At 70.1% G+C, this 20,366-nt stretch carries 24 protein-coding genes and 1 tRNA gene; 19 read left to right on the top strand and 6 right to left on the bottom strand.

Annotated elements, in window-relative coordinates; all coding sequences use genetic code 11:
* Nucleotide 1: 1 nt before the first annotated feature.
* From ACF06X_RS29270 to ACF06X_RS29260, 3 genes are all read right to left on the bottom strand, one after another.
* Complete coding sequence (locus tag ACF06X_RS29270) at nucleotides 2-937, bottom strand: bifunctional MaoC family dehydratase N-terminal/OB-fold nucleic acid binding domain-containing protein (protein ID WP_392290319.1); 936 nt, start codon at nucleotides 935-937, stop codon at nucleotides 2-4.
* Nucleotides 934-2,238: an acyl-CoA dehydrogenase family protein gene (locus ACF06X_RS29265; protein WP_392290318.1), complete on the bottom strand. Its 1,305-nt coding sequence runs from the start codon at nucleotides 2,236-2,238 to the stop codon at nucleotides 934-936. Before ACF06X_RS29265 ends, ACF06X_RS29270 begins: the two co-directional genes overlap by 4 nt.
* Before the next feature lie 210 nt (nucleotides 2,239-2,448).
* Nucleotides 2,449-2,757 (bottom strand): hypothetical protein, encoded by a 309-nt coding sequence (locus ACF06X_RS29260; RefSeq protein ID WP_392290317.1) that lies wholly within the window; start codon nucleotides 2,755-2,757, stop codon nucleotides 2,449-2,451.
* Between the two features lie 412 nt (nucleotides 2,758-3,169).
* Here ACF06X_RS29260 and ACF06X_RS29255 point away from each other — a divergent pair, with 412 nt between their 5' ends.
* Nucleotides 3,170-4,060: a bifunctional DNA primase/polymerase gene (locus ACF06X_RS29255; RefSeq protein WP_392290316.1), complete on the top strand. Its 891-nt coding sequence runs from the start codon at nucleotides 3,170-3,172 to the stop codon at nucleotides 4,058-4,060.
* A 1,058-nt stretch (nucleotides 4,061-5,118) separates the two neighbouring features.
* On the opposite strand, the gene ACF06X_RS29250 is transcribed toward ACF06X_RS29255, so the two are convergent.
* Nucleotides 5,119-5,880: a GntR family transcriptional regulator gene (locus tag ACF06X_RS29250; RefSeq protein WP_392290315.1), complete on the bottom strand. Its 762-nt coding sequence runs from the start codon at nucleotides 5,878-5,880 to the stop codon at nucleotides 5,119-5,121.
* Nucleotides 5,881-6,336: 456 nt separating this feature from the next.
* On the opposite strand from ACF06X_RS29250, the gene ACF06X_RS29245 reads away from it, so the two are divergent.
* The 16 genes from ACF06X_RS29245 (at nucleotide 6,337) to ACF06X_RS29170 (ending at nucleotide 16,814) form a co-directional block, all read left to right on the top strand.
* Nucleotides 6,337-6,594 (top strand): DUF6284 family protein, encoded by a 258-nt coding sequence (locus ACF06X_RS29245; protein ID WP_392290314.1) that lies wholly within the window; start codon nucleotides 6,337-6,339, stop codon nucleotides 6,592-6,594.
* Complete coding sequence (locus ACF06X_RS29240; protein WP_392290313.1) at nucleotides 6,591-7,460, top strand: DUF2637 domain-containing protein; 870 nt, start codon at nucleotides 6,591-6,593, stop codon at nucleotides 7,458-7,460. The genes ACF06X_RS29245 and ACF06X_RS29240 overlap by 4 nt, the downstream gene beginning before the upstream one ends.
* Nucleotides 7,460-7,798, top strand: a complete 339-nt coding sequence (locus ACF06X_RS29235; protein ID WP_392290312.1) for an RRQRL motif-containing zinc-binding protein — start codon at nucleotides 7,460-7,462, stop codon at nucleotides 7,796-7,798. The genes ACF06X_RS29240 and ACF06X_RS29235 overlap by 1 nt, the downstream gene beginning before the upstream one ends.
* An 18-nt stretch (nucleotides 7,799-7,816) precedes the next feature.
* Nucleotides 7,817-8,197: a DUF6251 family protein gene (locus ACF06X_RS29230; protein WP_392290311.1), complete on the top strand. Its 381-nt coding sequence runs from the start codon at nucleotides 7,817-7,819 to the stop codon at nucleotides 8,195-8,197.
* A 2-nt stretch (nucleotides 8,198-8,199) separates the two neighbouring features.
* Nucleotides 8,200-8,391 carry a hypothetical protein gene (locus ACF06X_RS29225; RefSeq protein WP_392290310.1) on the top strand — a complete coding sequence of 64 codons (192 nt, stop codon included), beginning with the start codon at nucleotides 8,200-8,202 and terminating at the stop codon, nucleotides 8,389-8,391.
* 77 nt (nucleotides 8,392-8,468) lie between these two features.
* On the top strand, nucleotides 8,469-8,630 hold the full coding sequence (locus ACF06X_RS29220) for a hypothetical protein (RefSeq protein WP_392290309.1): 162 nt from the start codon (nucleotides 8,469-8,471) through the stop codon (nucleotides 8,628-8,630).
* Entirely contained in the window at nucleotides 8,630-8,806 is a 177-nt protein-coding gene (locus ACF06X_RS29215; protein WP_392290308.1) for a DUF6257 family protein, read from the top strand. The genes ACF06X_RS29220 and ACF06X_RS29215 overlap by 1 nt, the downstream gene beginning before the upstream one ends.
* A 90-nt stretch (nucleotides 8,807-8,896) precedes the next feature.
* Nucleotides 8,897-11,059, top strand: a complete 2,163-nt coding sequence (locus ACF06X_RS29210; protein ID WP_392290307.1) for an FtsK/SpoIIIE domain-containing protein — start codon at nucleotides 8,897-8,899, stop codon at nucleotides 11,057-11,059.
* 257 nt (nucleotides 11,060-11,316) lie between these two features.
* The gene (locus ACF06X_RS29205) at nucleotides 11,317-11,505 is read left to right on the top strand and encodes a hypothetical protein (protein ID WP_392290306.1); all 189 of its coding nucleotides are present in this window, start codon (nucleotides 11,317-11,319) and stop codon (nucleotides 11,503-11,505) included.
* Nucleotides 11,506-11,513: 8 nt separating this feature from the next.
* Nucleotides 11,514-11,735: a hypothetical protein gene (locus ACF06X_RS29200; protein ID WP_392290305.1), complete on the top strand. Its 222-nt coding sequence runs from the start codon at nucleotides 11,514-11,516 to the stop codon at nucleotides 11,733-11,735.
* An 85-nt stretch (nucleotides 11,736-11,820) separates the two neighbouring features.
* Nucleotides 11,821-12,546: a DNA methylase gene (locus ACF06X_RS29195; RefSeq protein WP_392290304.1), complete on the top strand. Its 726-nt coding sequence runs from the start codon at nucleotides 11,821-11,823 to the stop codon at nucleotides 12,544-12,546.
* Entirely contained in the window at nucleotides 12,543-13,439 is an 897-nt protein-coding gene (locus ACF06X_RS29190; RefSeq protein ID WP_392290303.1) for a bifunctional DNA primase/polymerase, read from the top strand. The genes ACF06X_RS29195 and ACF06X_RS29190 overlap by 4 nt, the downstream gene beginning before the upstream one ends.
* A complete protein-coding gene (locus ACF06X_RS29185) occupies nucleotides 13,436-13,837 on the top strand; it encodes a hypothetical protein (RefSeq protein ID WP_392290302.1) in 402 nt (133 codons plus the stop codon). The genes ACF06X_RS29190 and ACF06X_RS29185 overlap by 4 nt, the downstream gene beginning before the upstream one ends.
* On the top strand, nucleotides 13,834-14,997 hold the full coding sequence (locus ACF06X_RS29180; protein WP_392290301.1) for a DUF3631 domain-containing protein: 1,164 nt from the start codon (nucleotides 13,834-13,836) through the stop codon (nucleotides 14,995-14,997). Before ACF06X_RS29185 ends, ACF06X_RS29180 begins: the two co-directional genes overlap by 4 nt.
* A gap of 184 nt (nucleotides 14,998-15,181) precedes the next feature.
* Nucleotides 15,182-15,370 carry a helix-turn-helix transcriptional regulator gene (locus tag ACF06X_RS29175; protein WP_392290300.1) on the top strand — a complete coding sequence of 63 codons (189 nt, stop codon included), beginning with the start codon at nucleotides 15,182-15,184 and terminating at the stop codon, nucleotides 15,368-15,370.
* Nucleotides 15,371-15,428: 58 nt separating this feature from the next.
* Nucleotides 15,429-16,814 carry a tyrosine-type recombinase/integrase gene (locus tag ACF06X_RS29170; protein WP_392290299.1) on the top strand — a complete coding sequence of 462 codons (1,386 nt, stop codon included), beginning with the start codon at nucleotides 15,429-15,431 and terminating at the stop codon, nucleotides 16,812-16,814.
* Nucleotides 16,815-16,960: 146 nt separating this feature from the next.
* On the opposite strand, the gene ACF06X_RS29165 is transcribed toward ACF06X_RS29170, so the two are convergent.
* Together ACF06X_RS29165 and ACF06X_RS29160 are read right to left on the bottom strand one after the other, a co-directional pair.
* Nucleotides 16,961-17,045: transfer RNA gene (locus tag ACF06X_RS29165), tRNA-Ser, on the bottom strand.
* A gap of 45 nt (nucleotides 17,046-17,090) precedes the next feature.
* Nucleotides 17,091-18,527 carry a S1C family serine protease gene (locus ACF06X_RS29160; RefSeq protein WP_392290298.1) on the bottom strand — a complete coding sequence of 479 codons (1,437 nt, stop codon included), beginning with the start codon at nucleotides 18,525-18,527 and terminating at the stop codon, nucleotides 17,091-17,093.
* 177 nt (nucleotides 18,528-18,704) lie between these two features.
* On the opposite strand from ACF06X_RS29160, the gene ACF06X_RS29155 reads away from it, so the two are divergent.
* On the top strand, nucleotides 18,705-19,526 hold the full coding sequence (locus ACF06X_RS29155; RefSeq protein ID WP_392290297.1) for a glycerophosphodiester phosphodiesterase: 822 nt from the start codon (nucleotides 18,705-18,707) through the stop codon (nucleotides 19,524-19,526).
* Between the two features lie 73 nt (nucleotides 19,527-19,599).
* Nucleotides 19,600-20,208 carry an ATP-binding protein gene (locus tag ACF06X_RS29150; protein WP_392290296.1) on the top strand — a complete coding sequence of 203 codons (609 nt, stop codon included), beginning with the start codon at nucleotides 19,600-19,602 and terminating at the stop codon, nucleotides 20,206-20,208.
* Nucleotides 20,209-20,366: the final 158 nt, after the last annotated feature.

Raw genomic sequence — 20,366 nt, 5'->3', positions numbered from 1 at the left:
GTCAGTCCTCCCCTCCCGCGCGGAAGACGGGAAGCTCCAGCTCCTCGTCGACCCTCAGGAACGTGAGCGTCACCGGCATCCCGATCCGGACCTTGTCGTAGGGCACCCCGATCACGTTGCTCACCATCCGTACTCCCTCGGCCAGTTCGATCAGCCCGACCGCGTAGGGAGGGTCGAAGGCGGGGAAGGGCGGGTGGTGCATCACGACGTACGAGAAGACGGTCCCGGAACCGCTCGCCTCGACCGTGTCCCACCGCTGCGAGCCGCAGGCGTTGCAGCCGGGCAGCCACGGGAAGCGGAGGGTCGCGCAGGTCCCGCAGCGCTGGATGAGGAGCCGGTGCTCGGCGACGCCCTCCCAGAACCCGGCGTTGTCCCGGTTGATCACGGGCCGCGGCCGCCGGGTCTCCGGCTTCCGGGAGGTCTCCGGCTGCCGGGACGGCCGGGCGGCGGGCGCGTACTTGAGGATCCGGAAGCGGTGGGTGCCCGCCGGCTCCCCGCCGGCCCGGATGTCCATCCGTGTGGTGACGAAGTGCCCCGTGCCGAGCTTGGTCGTCTTGCGCTCCGACACCGATTCGATCACCGCGTCGAAGGTGATCGCGTCCCCCGGTCGCAGCGGCCGCAGATACTCCTGCTCGCAGTCGGTGGCGACCACGGAGGTGTACCCGGCGCCGTCGAGGAGCGCGAGCAGCTCGTCGTACGCCTCGGAGCGGCCGGTGTGCCCCGACAGGCCGCCCATCGTCCAGGCCTGGAGCATGGTCGGCGGTGCGACGGCGTGCGGGCCTTCGTACGCCGGGTTGGTGTCGCCCATGGCCTCGCACCAGTGTCGGATCATCGGCTCGTTGACCAGGTCCTTGCCGATGCCGGCGCTTACGGCCGCCCGCCCCTCGTACGCCTTCAGCCGCGCGTCGATGTCGTGCGCCGCGCCCTCGCCGTTCACCGCCGCCCCCCGTCCCGCTCCGTACCGGCGTCCTTCTTCGTGCCGGCGTCCCCTTTCGTACCCGCGTCCCCCTTCGTACCCGCGTCCCCCTTCGTGCCGGCATCCTCCTTCGTATCCGCGACCCCCTTCGTACCCGCGTCCCTCTTCGTGCCGGTCATGCCGAGTCGCATCGTCGCGACGATCTCCCGCTGCACCTCGCTCACCCCTCCCCCGAAGGTGTTGATCTGCGCGGCGCGGTTCATCCGCTCGAGCTCACCGCCGTCGAACTCCCCCGGCGACCCAGCCCTCACCAGCCCCGCCCCGCCCGCGATCTCCTGACATATTCGGTACACCTCCACCGCCGATTCGGTTCCCGCGAACTTCACCCCGCTCGCGTCGCCGGGGGCCAGTCGCCCGGCCCCCACATCCCCCACCAGACGCCAGTTGAGCAGGCGTGTTGCCGCAAGGCGGGCGTGTGCCTCGGCGGCCCGAATCCGTACCCACGGCTGGTCAATGCGGCGCCACCCCGTCACCGGATCGGGTGTACGGGCCCGGCGGAGCACCGATGCGTAGAAGTCCTCGGCCTGCATGCCGATGGCGGCGAGTGCGACCCGCTCGTGGTTGAGCTGGTTGGTGATCAGCCCCCAGCCGGCGTTCTCCTCCCCGACCAGGTTTCCGGCAGGGACCCGGATCCCGTCGTAGTACGTCGCCGTCGTCGTCAGGCCGCCGACCGTCTCGATGGGGGTCCAGGAGAATCCGGGCGCGTCCGTCGGGACCAGGACGATGGAGATTCCCCGGTGTTTGGGGGCCTCGGGCGCGGTGCGGCAGGCGAGCCAGATCCAGTCGGCGTTCTGGGCGTTCGAGGTGAAGATCTTCTGTCCGTCGATCAGCCAGGAGTCCTCCCCCCGTACCGCCTTCGTACGGAGTGAGGCCAGGTCGGTGCCGGCCTCCGGCTCGCTGTAGCCGATGGCGAAGACGGTCTCGCCGCGCAGGATGCGGGGCAGGAAGTACGCCTTCTGCTCCTCGGTGCCGTACTTCATGAGCGTCGGGCCGACGGTGTTGAGCGTGACCATGGAGACGGGTGCGCCCGCCCGGTAGGCCTCGTCGAAGAAGACGAACTGCTCGTCTGGCCCTCGGCCCTGACCTCCGTACTCCTGCGGCCAGCCGAGCCCGAGCATGCCGTCGGCGCCGATCCGGCGGAGCAGCGCGCGCTGCGCGGCGGTGTCGGCGGGGAGCGGCGGGCCTTCGGGCATGAGGTCCCGGAAGTACGCGCGGAGTTCGGCGCGCAGCCGTAGCTGCCGCTCGGTCGGGGCGAGGTGCACGGCGACGCCTCCAGGACGGACGACTAAGGTTTCTGACTGTCCGTCAGATACGCGAGCCGTGTCAAGGTCACGGTCGCCACCCCCTGGGCAACCCTCGCCCCTCGCCGCCCACACGCCGAACGGCCCGCGCGCCGGTACCGAAGTACCGCCACGCGGGCCGCCGCTCTCCCCGCGGTCATACCCCCCGTCGGGCCGGATCCCCGCTGTCGGCTAGAACCACCAGGGGTGGAAGTTGACCACCGTGTTCGACTGACCGATGGAGGTGAATCCCCCGCCGTTCACGCTCGCGGTGTTGTTCTGATTGGAGGCACCGGAGCCGGTGGCCACCTGCTGCGTGGTGGTCGAATTACCGAAGTTGCCGCCACCCACGCCGCTGCCGAGGATGGTGGCGACGCTCGTGTTCGATCCGTTGTCCGCGAAGCCGCCGTTGTCGGCCTGCGCCACTCCGGTGAAGAGCGCGGCCGCCAGGGGCAGCGCGGCGGCAACGGCGACAAAGCGGGCGGTACGGATGCTTGCCATGTGTTTCCTCCTGGAACCGAACTCAGCTGAGCTGAGCTGAGCTGAATCGAGCTGTGCGGAACTGAACCGAGCCGTGACTCTCGCGCCGATGCGCTGAAGTGCGGCTCGCACCAAGGCGGTTGGCCGACCGCCCCGGTCGTTTGTGCTTGACGTCGCGACTCCAGAGTTGCCCACCGAATCCCCGGCGAACCACCCCTGAGCGGTCGATTCCCTCGCAAGCGTGAGGACAAGTCGATAAACCACCTTCAGCACCTCAAAGCCCGCTGGTCACATCCGTAGCGGCGTTCCAGCCGGGGGACCGAGCCGCCGCAAGGGGCGAAGCGTTCCGGCAGATTTGCAGCCAATCCCTCTCCCGCACCCCTTCCAGCCCCTCCCTCTTCCTTTCTTCGAACGCGTGTACGAAAATAGAGGCATGGCCGTCTCCTCCCGGCACTCCGCCACCCTGGCCCTCGCCCACGCGCTGTCCGCAGCGGAGCGCGGGCTCCCCGTCATCCCGCTGGCCCCCACGAAGCTCCCGGCCCTGCGCTCACCGCACCGCGACGAGGCCGTGCCGACCCGTTGCCGCGGGGAATGCGGCCGGCCCGGACACGGCGTGCACGACGCGACCACCGACCCGGCGGCCGTACGGGCACTGTTCGCCGCCGCGCCCTGGGCCACCGGCTACGGCATCGCGTGCGGGCGCCCGCCGCACCACCTGATCGGCATCGACCTCGACGTGAAGCCGTCGCCCACGGACACCGACCCCCCGGCCGACGACCCCACGGCCAAGCTCCGGCACCTGGCGCTCGAGCACCTCTTCACCGTGCCGCCCACGGTCACCGTCCTCACGCCCAGCGGCGGCCGCCACCTCTGGCTGACCGGCCCACCCGACGTCGTGGTCCCCAACTCGGCGAGCCGCCTCGCCCCCGGCATCGACGTCCGCGGGGCCGGCGGCTACCTGGTCGGCCCGGGCTCGGTGACCGCCCGTGGCGCGTACCGGCTCGCTCCAGAAACCGCCCACCTCGCCCCGGCGCCCTGCCCGCTCGCCCTCCTCAACCTGATCGCACCCCCCGCACCACCCCGGCGCCCCCACCACCCCGATCACACCGACGCCCGCCGCGGCCAAGGCCTGGTCCACTTCGTCCTGACCGCACACGAGGGCCAGCGCAACACGCGCCTCTTCTGGGCGGCCTGCCGCGCCTACGAGAACGGCCTCGGCGACTCCCTCGCCGAGGCCCTCACAACAGCGGCGATCCGCACGGGCCTACCCGAACACGAGGCCCGCGCCACCATCCACTCGGCAGCCCGCCTGACCCTCCACTGACACCGGCGCGGGACGCGAACGGACTCCACAGCGCCCGGACGCCCGGACAGCCCGACGGCCCCTGACCGTCGTTCCTGGTCAGGGGCCGTCTCACGGGGCGGTGGGTGTGGGATTTGAACCCACGGAGACATCGCTGCCTCGACGGTTTTCAAGACCGACCGGCATGCAGCGGGCATTATCACTCTGACCTGCGCGTTTCCCGGGCCGAGATCGCTGTATGGCAGTCCCGGCCCACACATGGCCCACGAGGCCGTGGAAAGCCCCCCTCTCGGGGCTCCACGGGTGCCCGTCCGCAACCGACGCTCGGGGCGGGCCATCCCCGGAGATGACAGGGGTCGAACCCGCGGTCTCAGCTTGGGAATCTTGAGCAGGTAGTGCGTGGACAACGATCAATCCGGCTCGATCAACGCCAACACACTCTCCGTTGTCCAGTGGCCAGCTGCTCCCGGGCACGTGGCCAGGTAGGCAGCAATCTCAGCTGGCCCCCATGCGCCCGATTCACTCAGTCCTGCCGCGAGGTGCTGGACGTAGGGGGCGGACGGTTCCCGAAGCTGCACGTCCGTCATGCGCCATGGGGCGGTGAACGTGAGGACGGGAATGTTGCTGAGCGCGCCGGCGCACACGAGAGTCTCGTACCGTCCCGGGCCGAGTTCCGCTCGGCCATGAGTAAGCGCCTGAGAGAGGTCCAGATCCACTCCGGGCTCCCGGTACATTTCCTGGGCTGCGATGTCCGAGAACTGGGCTGCGGTGATCAGGTGAGCGCGTGCGAACGCGAGGCCCTCCGCTGTCGGATCGTAGAAGCCGCGACCACCTGACCAAACGGGTGACTCGGTGGCGAAATAGACCGTCCCCGGAAGCACCACTGGTAGGGACTGGACCGGAGGTGTCTTGTCCCGGCACCCGGGATATACGCGAGAGGCACCCGGTGGCCGCCCCCCAGCGATGTAGTAGTTCAGCCGCGCGGTGTGCATGTTGGAGCCGTAGGACGCGTACCAGACGTGGGAGTTGTCTGCCGTCGCGGAGAGTTGAGTGGCGAGGAAGTGGGGAGCAGTCATGTTCTACTCGGCCGGTACGTCGTATCGAATGACGTGACGATCGCCCGGCAGAACGGTCACCATCACTCGCAGCGGGCGGCCGTCCTTGTCGTAACCGGTCCGGACGTGGACCGCTACGGGGGTGGCGGTTGGAAGGGCCAGCTTCTCTGACTCCGCCCGGGTAGGCATTCGTACGGTGATCTCATCCCTGTAATGCGTCTGAACGAGCCCGATGCTGGCAAGTACGCCGCCGGGTGCTGAGACGTCCTCCGGCAGCATCAGGGGCGTGCCTCGCACCAGTTCCTCCGGGAAGTAGGAGTCGGCGAGGGCGTACGGCTCGTGATCGACGAGTCGAACCCGCTCGCGCACCACAGTGAGGGCGTCGTCCGTCGACAGTTCGAGCTTCGTCGCGACATCTGCTGGCGGTCGACGAATGGACACCGCGACCTCCTGGCGTGGTTGACGGCCACTTTCGGCCACGATGCTCGACCACTGGTCGCCGTTGTTGTCGGACGTGTGGCGCGACCGAGATTCGAGGATCGACCAGTCCCAGACGGCTGGCGTGTGGCGCTTGCGTACGAAGCTTCCGCGCCCCTGACCAGCAATGATGAGTCCTTCATCGGTCAGGCGCCGGAGGGCTAGGCGGACCGTGTTACGGCTGACGGAGTAGTGCTCCATCAGCTCGTGCTCCGTCTTCAGCTGCTGCCCCGGGGCGAGTTCACCGCGCTCGATCTGGGTGCGCAAATCATCAGCAATCCGGTGATACCTAGGCGTTTGCTCGCCCATTTCGGCGCCTCCATGGTGTTGGCCGACTTGTTCCAACAACATACGCCGATGCGCTTGACGCGCCAAGCGACGACGGACACACTCAGGGCAACGAGTTGTTGGTACAACACCAACTGCTGGACCAAGCCCATTATCTGAGCTTGAGTCAGGCGGCTCGGGGCGCCCGGAGGGCCCGTGAAACGGCTCTATGGAAGCGACCGTTGGTTGAGAACTGAACAGCGTGATGAGTGACGAAGCCGCCCCTTGATGGGGCGGCCGGCGCGGCGAAGGCCGCGCGTTCAACCTCTCCGCAGCTCTCCTAACTGCGGCCGGTTGCCTCCCCCGCCCGTCCGACCCCTCTCGGGTGTCGTACGGGCGGGGCCGAGGGGAGCCGGATGGTTCTAACGGCGAGAGGCCCCGGAGTTGCACCTCCGGGGCCTCGTTCCGGGCCGTTCCTGTCTGAGAGGAACACACCCAATGAAGTCCATCGCTGCACTTCAGGCCGTTGTTACGGCCGTCCCGTTCGACGGCGACCCGTCGGACGCGGAGCTGGACGCGATCGAGCGCGAGATGCCGCTGATCCTGGCGGAGGTCGACCTGCTCGACGCGCAGATCATGACCATCGACCGGCCGGCCACCGAGCTGGACAAGCGGCGGACCCGCCGGGCCCGCAACAAGGTCATGGCGGCCCGCCGCGACCTCACGAACCGCCTGGGCTCGGGAGAAGCGGCGTGAACCGGGCCGGGAAGACCCTGCTCGTCCTCGCCCTGGTGGCCGTCGTCGGCATGGCGTTCCGGGTCTCCTGGAACGCGCTGCGAGACGTCGCCACCGCAGTCGGCGCGGACAAGACCGGAGCGACGCTCTACCCGTTCGTCGTCGACGGCCTGATGGCCCTCGCCCTTGTCGCCACGCTCGTCCTCACGGATCGGGCCGACAAGAGGTTCGCCCTGCGGGTCCTGGCCGCCTACACCGCCGCCTCGCTGGTGCTCAACTTCGTGCACGGTCTCGTACCCGAGCTGCACGGCGAATCGGTCGACTGGACCCGACTGGCCGACTGGGATCCGGTCAACTGGCTGCTCGTCCTGCTCGCGACGTCGCTTCCGGTCGGGTCGATCTACTTCGGTTCCGATCTGGTCGCCAAGGTGCTGCATCATCAACCGATCGACTCCGCGAATGCGGAGGAATCGACCCAGACTGACCCAGAACGGTCTACCCCTGACGTGGTCGAACCCGCACCGGAGCTACCCCCCGTCCTGGTCGAGCCGGTGGCCATCGAGCCGCCCGAGCAGGTCGATTCCCCCGCTGAGGAGGAGCCGACCGATCGACTCGCCGTACACGCGGTCGCGGCCGAGCAGTCGACCCCGCGTCGGGCGACCGGCCGAGTCCCCGAAGCGGCCCGATCGACCCGGCCGCGCCGATCGGCCGAGGAACTCCTCGCCGAGGCACGTCAGGTGACTGAGTCGTGGCCGGTCGAGCAGTTGACGGCCGAGGGCATCCGCAAGGCGCTGCGTACGTCGCCGGACAAGGCCCGGACGCTGCGGGAGACCCTGCGGGCCGAGCGGACCGCCGAGCAGGCACCTGAGCCGGTCGCGGTCGCGTGATGGGCGCCATCCCCGTCTACCGGTGGCGCCTCGCCCCCGAGGGTCTCGCCACGTTCCGGCAGCTCCGTGCCATGGGACTAAGACCGGGCGGTCAGCCGGTCGCCGCTCAGCTCGAGCGACCGCGTCGACGGCGGGGGCCGCTCGTCGCCTACCTGTACCGGGTCGACCTGGCCAAGCCCGTCCGCCCCATGACCCCAGCCAAGCGCGCGGCGCTCGACAGGGCGAACGCGGCCCGACAGGTCTGCCCCAAGTGCCGCCACGACGCCGGGTACCGCATCCCCGCCTCGCTCGGCATGTGCACCCCCTGCGCCTTCCCCGAGCAGCGGAACGCTGCCTGACCAGAGAGGACTCCTGCCGTGAGCAACCTGCCTGAGCCGGTCCGGGTCGTTCAGCTCCCGGACGGTACGTACGTCTACGCCGACCATCTGCCCGCTATCCATCAGCCGACCGCCGCCCCGCAGGTCGTGCATCAGCACATCCATCAGGCGCCGCCGGACCGGACGGTGCAGCGGGTCGCGCTGGGCTCCGGGGCCGGTGCCGGCGCGGTCGCGGCCGGGGTCTACTTCGGCCCCCTGCTCGTCGGTGCGCTGACCGCCATCGCCGCGAATCTCGCGCTGCTCGCGTTCCTCGCCGTCGCCCTGTCCTGGGGCGTCGTCACCGTCGTGAAGACGGTCGGAGGCAGCCAGGGCAAGGCAGCCGGAAAGGCGGTCCGCAGGGCCCGCCGGAAGGGGCGGTGACGATGTTCAACGCCGGAGACAAGGTCCTCATCGTCGCCTGTGAGGACGACCCCCGCGCCAAGGGCCGGACAGGCCGGATCGTGGACGAGGTCCCGCCGGGCCCACTCACGAACGGCCGGTGGACCGTCGCAGGAATCAGCTGGTTGATCGCCCCCGTCCTCTGCCACAGCCACGAACTGCGCAAGACCGGCTGACGGCTGCCCGATCCGCCCAACTCCGTGTGGGCGGTGAGGGGAGCCGGACAGTCCGGCCCCGGAAGGGACCTACTCCTGTGGACAGCACCCAGTACCGGGAGCGTGCCGAACAGCTCCTGAGCCGGCAGCACCCGCTCGACCTGAGCCCCGCCGTAGTCGAGCAGGCGGCCGTGTGGGCCCAACTCGCCACCGCCGCCGCGATCACCGAGGCCACCAAGCAGAAGACGGAGGCCCACTGATGGCTGACCCGAAGCTGACTGCCGGTGAGACCGCCAGGGTCGCGTACTACGTCGCCCGGATGGCCAAGCGCTGCATTGCGAGCGAGACCGTCGACCGCAGTGACCTGGAACGGAAGGTCGAGCGGGTCATCGACGGCGCCCGTAAGCGGGCCGAGAAGGACGCCAAGAAGAAGTAGCTGTGCCCCGGGGGCGGCTGTCCCGGCCAAGGATCCAGGCCGCCCCCGGGTTCCCCACCACCCCTTTTCGAGCGGCAGGAGATGCCCATCATGACCGAGCCCGCCCCCGAGGCTGCTGTCGTCAGCCTCGACGAGCACCGCGCCGCCCGCATCGAGGCGGCCCCGATAAGCCTGGACAAGCCCACCACCCCCGACGAGCAGACCGCCGTGACCCTTGCGGGCGTGGATGTGGTCGACCTGCCCGGCAACCCGCTCTCCGACTGGCTGACCGTCCCCGACGCGCCGGTCCTGCCGGTATGGGCCCGCTCGGGTAAGTCGATCCTGGCCAACGTGGCCGCGTTGGGGCGCCTGTCGTGGTGGCACACCCGCTACCACTCCGTGAGGACGCCGAAGTATCTGTTCAAGACCGTGCTGCTCGCCGCCCGCGGCTTCTACCGGGCGCTGGCAGGTGTGTGGCCGTGGATGTCCGCGCAGGAGCAGTCCGCCACCGTCAAGGCGCTGCGCGCACAGTCCAAGCTCCGCCCAGAGGACATCGACCTGGCGGCCCGTCACCAGGCCGCCTACGCCGAGCGCACCCGCTCCCGGAAGTGGCGGTTCGGTATCGCCGCCGCCGGTGTGGCCGCCGCCGCGACCGGCATCATGCTCGCCGACCCGCTGCTTCAGGCCGGTATCGCCGCCGCCGTCACCATCCCCCTCGCCCACCTCGGCCGGGGCGAAGAGACGCGCCTGCTCGACCAGGCCGCCCCGCCGATCCGTGTGGACATGTCCGCGCAGCAGCTCAACGACGCGCTGCGGGCCGCCGGCCTCCTGAAAAGCGGCAGCGGCAAGGACGAGAAAGACCTTCCGCGCGTGTCGTGCACGATGGGCCCCGTCCGTGACGGCCGTGGCTGGTCGGTGATCTTCGACCTGCCCCGGGGCGGGGGGAAGACCGCGTCCGACGTCCTTGCGAAGCGTGAGGTCATCGCGCAGGAACTCGGCGTGGACGAGATCCAGGTCATCATGTCCCGCGTCCGCGCGGCCAAGGGCGGAAACGCCGGCCGGGTCTCGATGTGGGTCGCCGACGACGACCCCTACCTCGGCACCCCGAACCCTTCCCCGCTGGAGAAGGCCGAAAGGTTCTCCATCTGGGAGCCGGTCCCCTTCGGGCAGGACGCCCGGGGAACCCGGATCGACGTGCCGGTCATGTGGCAGTCGATGTTCTTCGGCGGCCTGCCCCGCCGGGGCAAGACGTTCACCCAGCGGCTCCTCACGTCGGCCGGGCTGCTCGACCCGTATGTGCGGCACTACGTCGCTGACGGGAAGGGCGGCGCGGACTGGATGCCCATGAAGGCGGTCGCCCACCGGCTGGTGATGGGCGCCGAGGACGACGCCATCGAGGCCCTGAAGGCCATGTTGGCGGAGCTGCTCGCGGAGATGGAACGGCGCTTCGCCCTGCTCCGGGACCTGCCGACGTCGGTGTGCCCGGAGGGCAAGCTGACGCCGGACATCATGGTCAAGTACAACCTGCCGGTCATCTTCCTGACCATCGACGAGCTGCAGGAGTACTTCACCGCCATGGAGCGGGAGGACCGCGAGCAGGTCATCAACGACCTGTGCCGGATCGCCCGCCGGGGTCCGGCCGCCGGGTTCATCTCCAACTACGCCTCCCAGCGCCCCGACGCAGAGTCCGTCCCGACCAAGCTTCGGGAGATCATCACCATCCGGTACTCGACCCAGGTCGTGGACCGGGCATCCAGTGACATGGTCCTCGGCAAGGGCAAGGCCGCCCAGGGAGCCGACGCCTCGGTCCTGTCCGAGGAGCACAAGGGTGTCGGTGTGTTGGTCACCGGACCGGCCTCGTATGTGACCGTGCGGGCCGACTACCTCGACGGGCCCACGTTCGCGTCCCTGTGCCGCAAGGGCCGGACCCTGCGCGAGCAGGCGGGGCAGCTCACCGGCGAGGCCGCGGGCGACGTCACCGCCGCAGCCGACGCGGCCGGCATCACCGTGCCCGCGATCGTCTCCGACGTCCTCGAAGTGATGCGGCACTCCCCGCGCATGTTCACCACCGACCTCCTCGCCGGTCTCGTGAACATCGACGAGGACACCTACGGCGACTTCAACGCCGAACAGCTCGCCGCCGCCCTGGAGAACGCGGGCGTGAAGCGCACCAGCAAGCAAGTCAAGATCAGCGGCGCCAATGGCGCGGGCTACCAGCGGCGCGACATCGAGGCCGCCGTCCCCGCCGAGATCCTCCTCTCGGTCGGCAGGTAGCGGTTGCCCCTGTACCACTCCATGGACTGGTAGAGGGGGTCCCCTCTACCGCCCCCCAAGATCACCACCCGAACCGCCGCCCCTCAGCCCATCGCTGAGGGGCGGCGAAGTAGAGGGGGCCCTTTACCCCGGTAGAGGGGGAGGTAAGGGCCTCTGACCTGCAAGGTAAGGCCGGTAAAGGGGGGCGTCGCCCATCCCTGCCGGACCCTCCCAGGGCCATGCACCCGGGCCCGCCCACAACCAGGGAGACACACCCCATGGCCATCACGGTCTCGCTCGTCGCCCTCTTCGGGCTCGTCCTGTTCTTCCTCCTGCGCTCCCGCACCCTCAGCCCCGGCGCCGCGTTCGCCGCCGCCGGGTTCGGCTTCTTCCTCGCCTCCACCGGCGCCGCCGAACCCATCAACCAGTTCACCGCCGCCCTCGTCCACGCCATCCCCAACCTCTAGGAGGATCCGTGCCTCGACTGCGCATCCGCCGGATCACCTGGCCCCGCCGGGCCCTGGTCATCGGCGACACGCCCCGCCCCGACTGCCTGATCTGTGCCGGAAAGGGCGGGGTCTCCTACGGCGACTACTACGACGGCGACTGGGAGCCCTGCCGGTGCTGGGACGAGGACCGGTACTGGGTCCTCCTCCCGCTCCCTCGCCACGGATACAGCGACGAACCGCCGTTCTAGCAAGGCCAAGGGCGGCCCCCGTCTCGCCAAAGTCCGGGGCCGCCCTTGCCTGCCAGCACTCAACACAGAACTGGAGACACCCAGCATGACCCATCCGATCGTGATCCGGCGAGACGGCCCGCGGCCGTTACTCCTGGACCTCTTCTCCTGCGCCGGCGGCGCGGCCATGGGCTACCACCGCGCCGGATTCGACGTCCACGGCGTCGACATCCGCCCCCGCCCCAACTACCCCTTCCCCATGCATCAGGACGACGCCCTCGACCACCTCGCCCGCCTCATCACCTCCGGAGAGATCAAGCGGTATGCGTTCATCCACTCCTCCCCGCCCTGCCAGGGAAAGTGCGCACTCACGGTCGGCACGAACCGGTCTCAGGGCTGGGGCGGTGACCACGTCGACCTCGTACCGCCGACCCGCGAGCTACTGGAAGCGTCGGGCCTGCCGTACGTGATCGAGCAGCCGAACGGCCGGGCGGAGATCCGCAAAGACCTCACGCTGTGCGGGGAGATGTTCGGTCTCGGAGTCCTCCGGCACCGCAACTTCGAACTCGGCCGCTGGACCGTCCAGCGCCCCGTTCACGTCCCGCACCGCGGCCGGGTCCGGGGCTGGAGGCACGGGGAGTTCTTCGACGGCCCGTACGTCGCCGCCTATGGCAACGGCGGCGGCAAGCCGTCCGTGCCGGAGCTTCAGGCCGCGATGGGCATCACGTGGACCGACGTCCGTGAGGAACTGACCGAGGCCATCCCGCCCGCCTACTCGCAGTGGATCGGCGCCGCGTTCCTCGCCCGTACGGCGCTGGAGGTGGCGGCATGAACAACCACCTCCTGTACGCCGCCCTGAGCGCCGCCGAGCGCGGCTGGTCGGTGTTCCCCCTCCGCCCTGGCGACAAGCGGCCCGCGCTCCATGGCGAGGAGCAGTGCCCGCAGATTCGGGACTGTGCCGGTGGGCACCGCAAGTGGGAGGAGCGGGCCACCATGGACCCCGACCGCATCCGCCGCGCGTGGGCCGACCGTCCGTTCAACATCGGCATCGCTACCGGCCCGTCCCGGCTGCTCGTGGTGGACCTCGACCGGCCCAAGCTGAAGAGCAATGCGGACACGCCTGACGGCGTGACGACCTTCAAGGCGCTCTGCGAGCGCGCCGGGCAGCCCGTCCCCGACACCTACCGGGTCCGGACCGCGAGCGGTGGAGAGCACCTGTACTTCACCGCCCCGGACGCCACCCGCCTGATCAACAGTGCGGGCAAGCTCGGCAGGCTCATCGACACACGGGCGTGGGGCGGATACGTCGTCGCCCCCGGCAGCCTCACCCCCGCCGGCGCCTACACCGTCCTCGACAACCAGGCCCCGGTCCCGCTCCCCGAATGGCTGCACGCCCTGCTCGTCCCCCGCCGCGTCTCAGCGCCCACGCGGGCCGCTGCGGCCCGCAGGAGCGTGAGGGCGGACCGGTACGCGCTGCGGGCACTGGACCTGGAGACCGCGAGCGTGCACAACGCCGTCCAGGGCGAGCGGAACGCAACCCTGCTGTCCGCCGCGCGAGCCCTGGGGCGGTTCATCGCGTGGGGCGACCTCCCCAGGAACGTGGTCGAGGAGGCTCTTCAACAGGCGGGGGAGGCGGCCGGCCTGTCGACGCGGGCCTGTGCGGCGACCATTCGCAGCGGTCTGAACTGGTCCATCGCCCACAACCCGCAGCGGAGGGCGGCATGACCACCCCTCCGCCTCCCCGCCTGAAGAGCCACACCCGCACCCCGGACCGCCCCAGCACCGCCGAACAGCCCCGCCGCCTGCGGACCGTGGGCGCCTCGAAGGTCGTCGCCGAAGGCGTCCCTTCTGCTCTTCTCCCCAACCCCGGCGACCCGACGCCGGACGCGCCCGGAATCCGCATCCATGCGGCGCCGGTCTACCGCTCGCACTACGACGGCGCCCGCTGGTCCAAGCGCACCGACGGAACCCCGAACGCCGCCTACGCCTGCGCCTGCGGGCAGACCGCCACCGCCATCGGCCTTCAGGCCGTGACCGCGCTCGTCGCTGAGTACGACGCCCACAGGTCCGACTGCACCGGGGCCCCCGTCGCCCCGCTCACCGAAGGGAGGACTGCCGCATGAGCGTGCAGCCCATCGACGGCGCTGCCCTGCTCGCCGAAGTCGAGCAGTTCCATCGCCGCTTCAACGTCTTCCCCCGCGAGGCCGCCTACGTCGCCGTGGCTCTGTGGGACGCCCACGCGCACCTGCTCGACTGCTTCGACTCCACCCCGAGGCTCGCGTTCCTCTCCCCGGAGCCGGGCTCGGGCAAGTCCCGGGGGCTGGAGATCGTGGAAACCCTGACCCCGAACCCCATGGTCGCGGTCAACGCGAGCGCGGCGGCACTGTTCCGGGCCGTCTCCAACCCCGAGGGACGGCCGACGATCCTGTTCGACGAGATCGACACAGTCTTCGGCCCCAAGGCCGGAGACAACGAGGAACTCCGCGGCTTCCTCAACGCCGGCCATCGCCGCTCCGGAGTCACCTACCGGTGCATCGGCGACGGCGGCAACCAGACCGTCCAAGCCTTTCCGTCCTACACCGCCGTCGCGGTCGCCGGACTCGGCTCCCTGCCGGACACGATCCTGACCCGCTCCGTCATCATCCGCATGCGCCGCCGCGCCCGGAACGAGAAGGTCGAAGCGTTCCGGCAGCGGATCCACGAGAAGGAAGGGCACGCGCTGCGCGACCGGCTCGCCGCGTGGGCCGACCAGGTGCGCGAGCAGGTCGCCGGAGCGTGGCCCGAGATGCCCGAAGGCGTCACTGACCGCCCGGCCGATGTGTGGGAGCCGCTGCTCGCCGTCGCCGACGCCGCCGGGGGCGAGTGGCCCAAGCGCGCCCGCAAGGCGTGCGTGGAGCTGGTGGCAGCCGCGCAGGTCGACGACAAGGGCAGCCTCGGGATCCGGCTGCTGACCGATCTGCGCGACCACGTCATGGTCGGCGTCGACCGACTGCCCACCATCGCCGTCATCGACCGTCTCAACGCGCTCGACGACGCCCCCTGGGCCGACATGGGCGGCCGTCCGCTGGACTCCCGCCGCCTGTCGAAGATGCTGCGCGAGTACATGACCGGCGACAACGAGCCGATCGTGACCCGCAACATCCGCACCGCCGGCGGCATCCTCAAGGGCTACTTCGCCGCCGACCTCGCCGACGCCTGGGCCCGCTACTGCCCGCCCGCTCCCCAGCAAGCGCTACATCCGCTACAGCCGCTACACCCCAGCTCAGAAGGGGTCCCCGCGTAGCGGCAAACCCCGAATGTAGCGGCTACGGATCACGGACCGATCCGGCGCCGTAGCCGCTACATCCCGCCCCTCCGCTACACAAAACAAGCCGCTGACCTGCGATGTAGCGGATGTAGCGGATGTAGCGGACTTCCCAGGAGGGGGCCGAGAGGCCCCAAGCCTCTTTACCAAGGAGTGCACCGTCATGGCACGCCCGCAGATGCTCAAGCTCCCCGAGGTCTTGGCAGAACTCGGCATGAGCCGAGCCGCCTTCTACCGGATGCGCGCCCGCGCTCAGGGGCCGCGCCTGATCAAGCTCCCCAACGGTCAGCTTCGTGTGCGTCGTTCGGACCTGGATGCATGGCTGTCCGGGTGCGAGGAAGCCGCCGCCTGATCCATCCGTCATCGAGAGGGCCCGCCATCCGGCGGGCCCTCTCTGCCATTGGAGAGACATGCTCACGTACGACGTAGACATCTGGTCCATCCGACAGCGCAAGGGTCGTCCGAAGCCGTTTGAGCTGCGCTGGCGGGTCGGCTCACGACCGCACTCCCGCAGCTTCAAACTCAAGCCGCAGGCTGACGGGCGCCGTTCAGAGTTGCTGACCGCCCTCCGCAACCGTGAACAGTTCGACGAGCAGACGGGGCTTCCTGTCTCAGAGTTCGAGGCGCTGACTACGCCGACCTGGTTCGAGCACGCCACCGCGTACGCGCTCATGAAGTGGCCGAAGGCGGCGGCCAAGCACCGTGCGAGCATCGCCGAAACGTTGGCCACCGTGACGCCGGCGTTCGTGTCCGCCTCGCGCGGAGCACCCGACGACGTCGTACTACGCAGGGCCCTCTATGGATGGGCATTCCGCGCCGCTCAGGGCGATGACGGGGTTCTTAGCCCACGCCACAAGGTCGAGGATCCGCCGGAGGACATCGCGGCAGCACTCGCCTGGATCGCGGACAACACCGTCAAGATGACCGAGGTCGGGACGTCGGATCGGCTGCGCAAGGCGCTGGACGCACTCTCCAAGAGGCTCGACGGAAAGCCCGCGGCTGACAACACGGCGAACCGGAAGCGCATGGTTCTGAGCAATGCCCTGCGGTACGCGGTAGAGCGCGGCACCCTCACCGTCAACCCTCTCGGGCGCGTCGACTGGACCGCCCCGGACAAGGACGACGAAGTCGACTTCCGGTACGTCCCCAACCCGGATCAGGCTGCCGCCCTGATCGATGCCGTACGGCAGCTCGGCGTGCGCGGCGAGCACATGGCCACCTTCTTCGGGTGCCTGTATTACGCCGCCATGCGACCGTCAGAGATCGCGGCTCTGCGCGCCGAGGACTGCACCCTGCCCAAGACCGGATGGGGTGAGCTGATCCTTGCCGGAAGCAGCCCGGAGGTGGGCTCAGGCTGGACCAACGATGGGAAGTCGTACGAGCAGCGCGGACTCAAGCGCCGTGCCCGGACAGCCACCAGGTCCGTGCCCATCCCGCCTGTGCTGACCGCGATGCTGCGGGAGCATATGGAGAAGTACGGGGTCGCGGATGATGGCCGACTGTTCCGCGCGGCTAGGGGCGGGCGAGTCCGGTCTACGGAGTACTGCGCGCTCTGGGACGCGGCCAGGGTCAAAGCCTTGTCAGCGAAGGAAAGCAAGACCCCCCTCGCTGACGTGCCGTACTCGCTGCGCCACGCCGGGGTGTCCCTCTGGATCAACTCGGGCGTCGACCCGATGGAAGTCGCCCAGCGGGCCGGACACAGCCTCACGGTGCTCTTCCGCTTCTACGCCAAGATCCTCAAGGGTCAGCAGTCCCGCGCGAACGAGCTGATCGAGAAGGGCCTGAGCGGCGGGTGAGCCCTCGGGTCCTGGCCCACACATGGCCCATACGCACTGGTCAGCACCGGGATACAGCCGATTCAGGGTGAGACACGGTGAGCACAGAGGGCGGGCCCCGGATTCCGGGGCCCGCCCTCTGACCTGCTACTTCTCTGACCTGCAAGCGGTGGGTGTGGGATTTGAACCCACGGTGACTCGCGCCACGACGGTTTTCAAGACCGTTCCCTTAGGCCGCTCGGGCAACCCACCCCGCGCCGGATTCCGTTGGAGTGGCGCGGGGGACAGCCTAGCCGGTCAGTTGTCGCCCGTGCGTTCGCCGAGGGTGACCGTGGTGGTGGCGGGCTTGCCGTCGCGTTCGTAGGTGATCTTGACCTGGTCGCCCGGCTGGTGGGTCCAGATCTCGCTGATGAGGGTCGGGCCGCTGTCGATCTGGCGGTCTCCGAAGGCGGTGATCACGTCGCCCGGCTTCAGGCCGGCCTTCGCCGCCGGGCCGTCCGGGGTGATCGACGGGGTGCCGCCCGCGCCCTCCTCCGCGATGGTGGCGCCCTCGCCCTTGTCGGTCATGTTCACGGTCGCGCCGATCACCGGGTAGACCGGCTTGCCCGTCTTGATCAGCTGCTCGGCGACGTTCTTGGCCTGGTTGACCGGGATCGCGAAGCCGAGGCCGATCGAGCCCGCCTGGGACTGGCCGAAGCCGCCGCCGGTCGACTGGATCGCCGAGTTGATGCCGATCACCGCGCCACGGGCGTCGAGCAGCGGGCCGCCGGAGTTGCCCGGGTTGATCGAGGCGTCGGTCTGCAGGGCGCTCATGTACGAGTTCTTGCCGCCGGATCCGTCGCCGGAGGCGACCGGGCGGTTCTTGGCGCTGATGATGCCCGTCGTGACCGTGTTCGACAGCCCGAACGGCGCGCCGATCGCGATCGTCGAGTCGCCGACCGCCACCTTGTCCGAGTCGCCGAGCGGCAGCGGCGTCAGGTCCTCCGGGGCCTTCTTCAGCTTCAGGACCGCCACGTCGTAGCCTTCCGCCCGGCCGACGACCTCCGCGTCGTACGTCTTGCCGTTGGAGAAGGTCGCCGAGAGCGCGCCGCCCTCCGCCGCGGACGCCACCACGTGGTTGTTGGTGACGATGTGGCCTTCTTCGTCGTAGACGAAGCCGGTGCCCGTGCCGCCCTCGCCCTCGCTCTCGAGGCCACCGGACTTGGCCTGGATGGTCACGACGCTCGGCAGCGCCTTGTTCGCCACCGCCGCGACCGTCCCCGGCTCGCGCTTGAAGGCCGCCGGGGAGTCGCCGGCGGTGACCGTGGTCGAGCTCGTGGCCTCGTCACCGCGCTCGGCGGCCCAGTAGCCGATGCCGCCGCCGACGCCACCGGCGACCAGGGCGGCCGCCAGGACCGCCGCGACGAGTCCGCCGGTCCGCCGACGCGGGGTTTCCGGAGCGGGCGGGACGGGCGCGCCCCAGGCCGGCACGGCAGGCGGAGGCGGCGGCCAGCCGCCCGCGGTACCGGCGGCGCCCGTAGCGCCCGAGGCACCCGTGGTCTCCGCCGCGGGTGTCACGGGCAGCGGTGCGGTGGCGGGCTCGGACCGGGGGGAGTGCCCGGGCGCCGCCTCCGGCACCGCTGCCGGCTCAGGTGCTGACGACGCCGGCGGTACGGGAGGGGTGGGAGGCGCGGGAGGGGCGGACGGGGCACTCGGGTCCGCCGGAACCGACGTGCCCTCGTTCTCGGTGCTCACAGCTCTCTCCTCGTTCACTGCACAGGTGGATGCCATCGTCAGGGTGCTGGGGACAGCTTTTCCCACAGGGCGTCAGGCCACTGTAAGCCGGAGCTGTGCATCCGCGTCCCATTCTTTATTTACGGACAGAACGGACGCGAACCGGTACGGCCGTCCCGCCAATGGCACCATGACGCGGTGACCCACGCACGGCAGCACACGAACCGCGTCCCCGTCCAGGTGGTCGCCCACCGCGGCGCCTCCGAGGACGCCCCGGAGCACACCCTGGCCGCCTATGTGAAAGCCATCGAGGACGGCGCCGACGCCCTGGAGTGCGACGTCCGGCTCACCGCCGACGGCCACCTCGTCTGCGTCCACGACCGGCGGGTCAACCGCACCTCCAACGGCCGCGGCGCCGTGTCCGCCCTGGAGCTCGCGGACCTCTCCGCCCTCGACTTCGGCGTCTGGAAGGGCCGCGAGGAGGCGGGCGAGAGCCCGGACTGGAAAGACGCGGGACTCACTTCCGTACTGACCCTGGAACGCCTGCTGGAGCTGGTCTCCGACGCCGGGCGGCGGGTCGAGCTGGCCATCGAGACCAAGCACCCGACCCGCTGGGCGGGCCAGGTCGAGCAGCGGCTCCTCCAGCTGCTCCAGCGCTTCGGCCTCGCCGAGCCCGCGACCCCCGAGGAGTCCCCGGTCCGCGTCATGAGCTTCTCCCCCCGCTCCCTGAACCGGATCGCGGCCGCGGCGCCGACCCTCCCCACCGTCTCCCTGACGCAGTTCCTCACCCCGCGACTGCGCGACGGACGGCTGCCCGCCGGCGCGCGGATCGCCGGCCCGTCGATCCGGATCGTCCGCCACCACCCCACCGTGATCATGCGGCTCCAGAAGGCCGGACATCAGGTCCACGTCTGGACGGTGGACGATCCCGAGGACGTCGAGCTGTGCGAGCGGCTCGGCGTGGACGCGATCATCACGAACCGGCCGAAGCAGGTCCTGTCCCAGTTGGGTCGCCTTTGACCCGTTCTCCCCGCCCGTCTCGGCCCTCACAGGGAGTGCACCGGCGCGTTCGGCACGTACTCGATCGTCACGAGTGCGTCACCGGAGGTCGATTGGCCGGTTTCCGGTCCAGGCCATTGGGGCATTCACACCGTGGCGTGGGGCAAAGGAGGTCTCGGGGGTGGCGTTTGTGGTGGCACAGGAGGTGCCCACGTCGTCGAGCATGGCCGTACCCCATGGCCCTGCGGGCGTGGGTGAAGCGCGACACCGTATGCGGGAGCAGTTGAGCCGCAGCGGAATGTCGGAATCGGTCGTCGACGATGCGGTACTGATCCTTTCCGAACTGCTCAGCAATGCCTGCCGGCACGGCAGGCCGCTGGGGCGGGCGGAGGTGGGCGACGGGGACGTCCGTGCGGCCTGGCACATCGACCCCTCAGGGGGCCTGACGGTCGAGGTGACGGACGGCGGTGGTCCGACCCGGCCTGTCCCTTCGACGCCCTCGGTCACCGCACGCGGCGGCCGTGGGCTGAACATCATCAGTGCGCTGGCTCAGGACTGGGGTGTCCGGGACAGCGCCGCCGGCGAGGTCACGGTCTGGGTGGTCGTCACCCAAGGCCATCGCGGCGAGGACTTCGCGGCGCGGGTCGGCGGCGGCTCCGGCTCCGGCTTCGAGTTCCTGGACGCGTACGACGAGCTGACCTGAACCCGCGAGCGGCGGGAGGGCGGAATCCGCGAGCGGCGGGAGGGCGCTGTGGCGTGCGCCGGGCGCGTACGACGGAGCCGGTTCCGCACTACGGGGGCGGCCGAGGCGTGGCCTGCGCCCGTAGTGCGGAGGCGGTTGCGGACGTGACCTGCGGCGCC

Source organism: Streptomyces sp. NPDC015346, from assembly GCF_043078785.1.
Taxonomy (GTDB): domain Bacteria; phylum Actinomycetota; class Actinomycetes; order Streptomycetales; family Streptomycetaceae; genus Streptomyces.
The sequence above is the reverse complement of the archived record's forward strand: the minus strand, read 5'-3'. Positions and strand labels throughout refer to the sequence as shown.

Bases quoted from the DNA above. Each gene is read 5' to 3' on its own strand.
- ACF06X_RS29225 (WP_392290310.1), top strand. From the start codon at position 8,200: ATGTTCAACGCCGGAGACAAGGTCCTCATCGTCGCCTGTGAGGACGAC.
- ACF06X_RS29235 (WP_392290312.1), top strand. From the start codon at position 7,460: ATGGGCGCCATCCCCGTCTACCGGTGGCGCCTCGCCCCCGAGGGTCTC.
- ACF06X_RS29260 (WP_392290317.1), bottom strand. From the start codon at position 2,757: ATGGCAAGCATCCGTACCGCCCGCTTTGTCGCCGTTGCCGCCGCGCTG.
- ACF06X_RS29255 (WP_392290316.1), top strand. From the start codon at position 3,170: ATGGCCGTCTCCTCCCGGCACTCCGCCACCCTGGCCCTCGCCCACGCG.
- ACF06X_RS29215 (WP_392290308.1), top strand. From the start codon at position 8,630: ATGGCTGACCCGAAGCTGACTGCCGGTGAGACCGCCAGGGTCGCGTAC.
- ACF06X_RS29185 (WP_392290302.1), top strand. From the start codon at position 13,436: ATGACCACCCCTCCGCCTCCCCGCCTGAAGAGCCACACCCGCACCCCG.
- ACF06X_RS29210 (WP_392290307.1), top strand. From the start codon at position 8,897: ATGACCGAGCCCGCCCCCGAGGCTGCTGTCGTCAGCCTCGACGAGCAC.
- ACF06X_RS29195 (WP_392290304.1), top strand. From the start codon at position 11,821: ATGACCCATCCGATCGTGATCCGGCGAGACGGCCCGCGGCCGTTACTC.
- ACF06X_RS29245 (WP_392290314.1), top strand. From the start codon at position 6,337: ATGAAGTCCATCGCTGCACTTCAGGCCGTTGTTACGGCCGTCCCGTTC.
- ACF06X_RS29205 (WP_392290306.1), top strand. From the start codon at position 11,317: ATGGCCATCACGGTCTCGCTCGTCGCCCTCTTCGGGCTCGTCCTGTTC.
- ACF06X_RS29250 (WP_392290315.1), bottom strand. From the start codon at position 5,880: ATGGGCGAGCAAACGCCTAGGTATCACCGGATTGCTGATGATTTGCGC.
- ACF06X_RS29170 (WP_392290299.1), top strand. From the start codon at position 15,429: ATGCTCACGTACGACGTAGACATCTGGTCCATCCGACAGCGCAAGGGT.
- ACF06X_RS29175 (WP_392290300.1), top strand. From the start codon at position 15,182: ATGGCACGCCCGCAGATGCTCAAGCTCCCCGAGGTCTTGGCAGAACTC.
- ACF06X_RS29190 (WP_392290303.1), top strand. From the start codon at position 12,543: ATGAACAACCACCTCCTGTACGCCGCCCTGAGCGCCGCCGAGCGCGGC.
- ACF06X_RS29180 (WP_392290301.1), top strand. From the start codon at position 13,834: ATGAGCGTGCAGCCCATCGACGGCGCTGCCCTGCTCGCCGAAGTCGAG.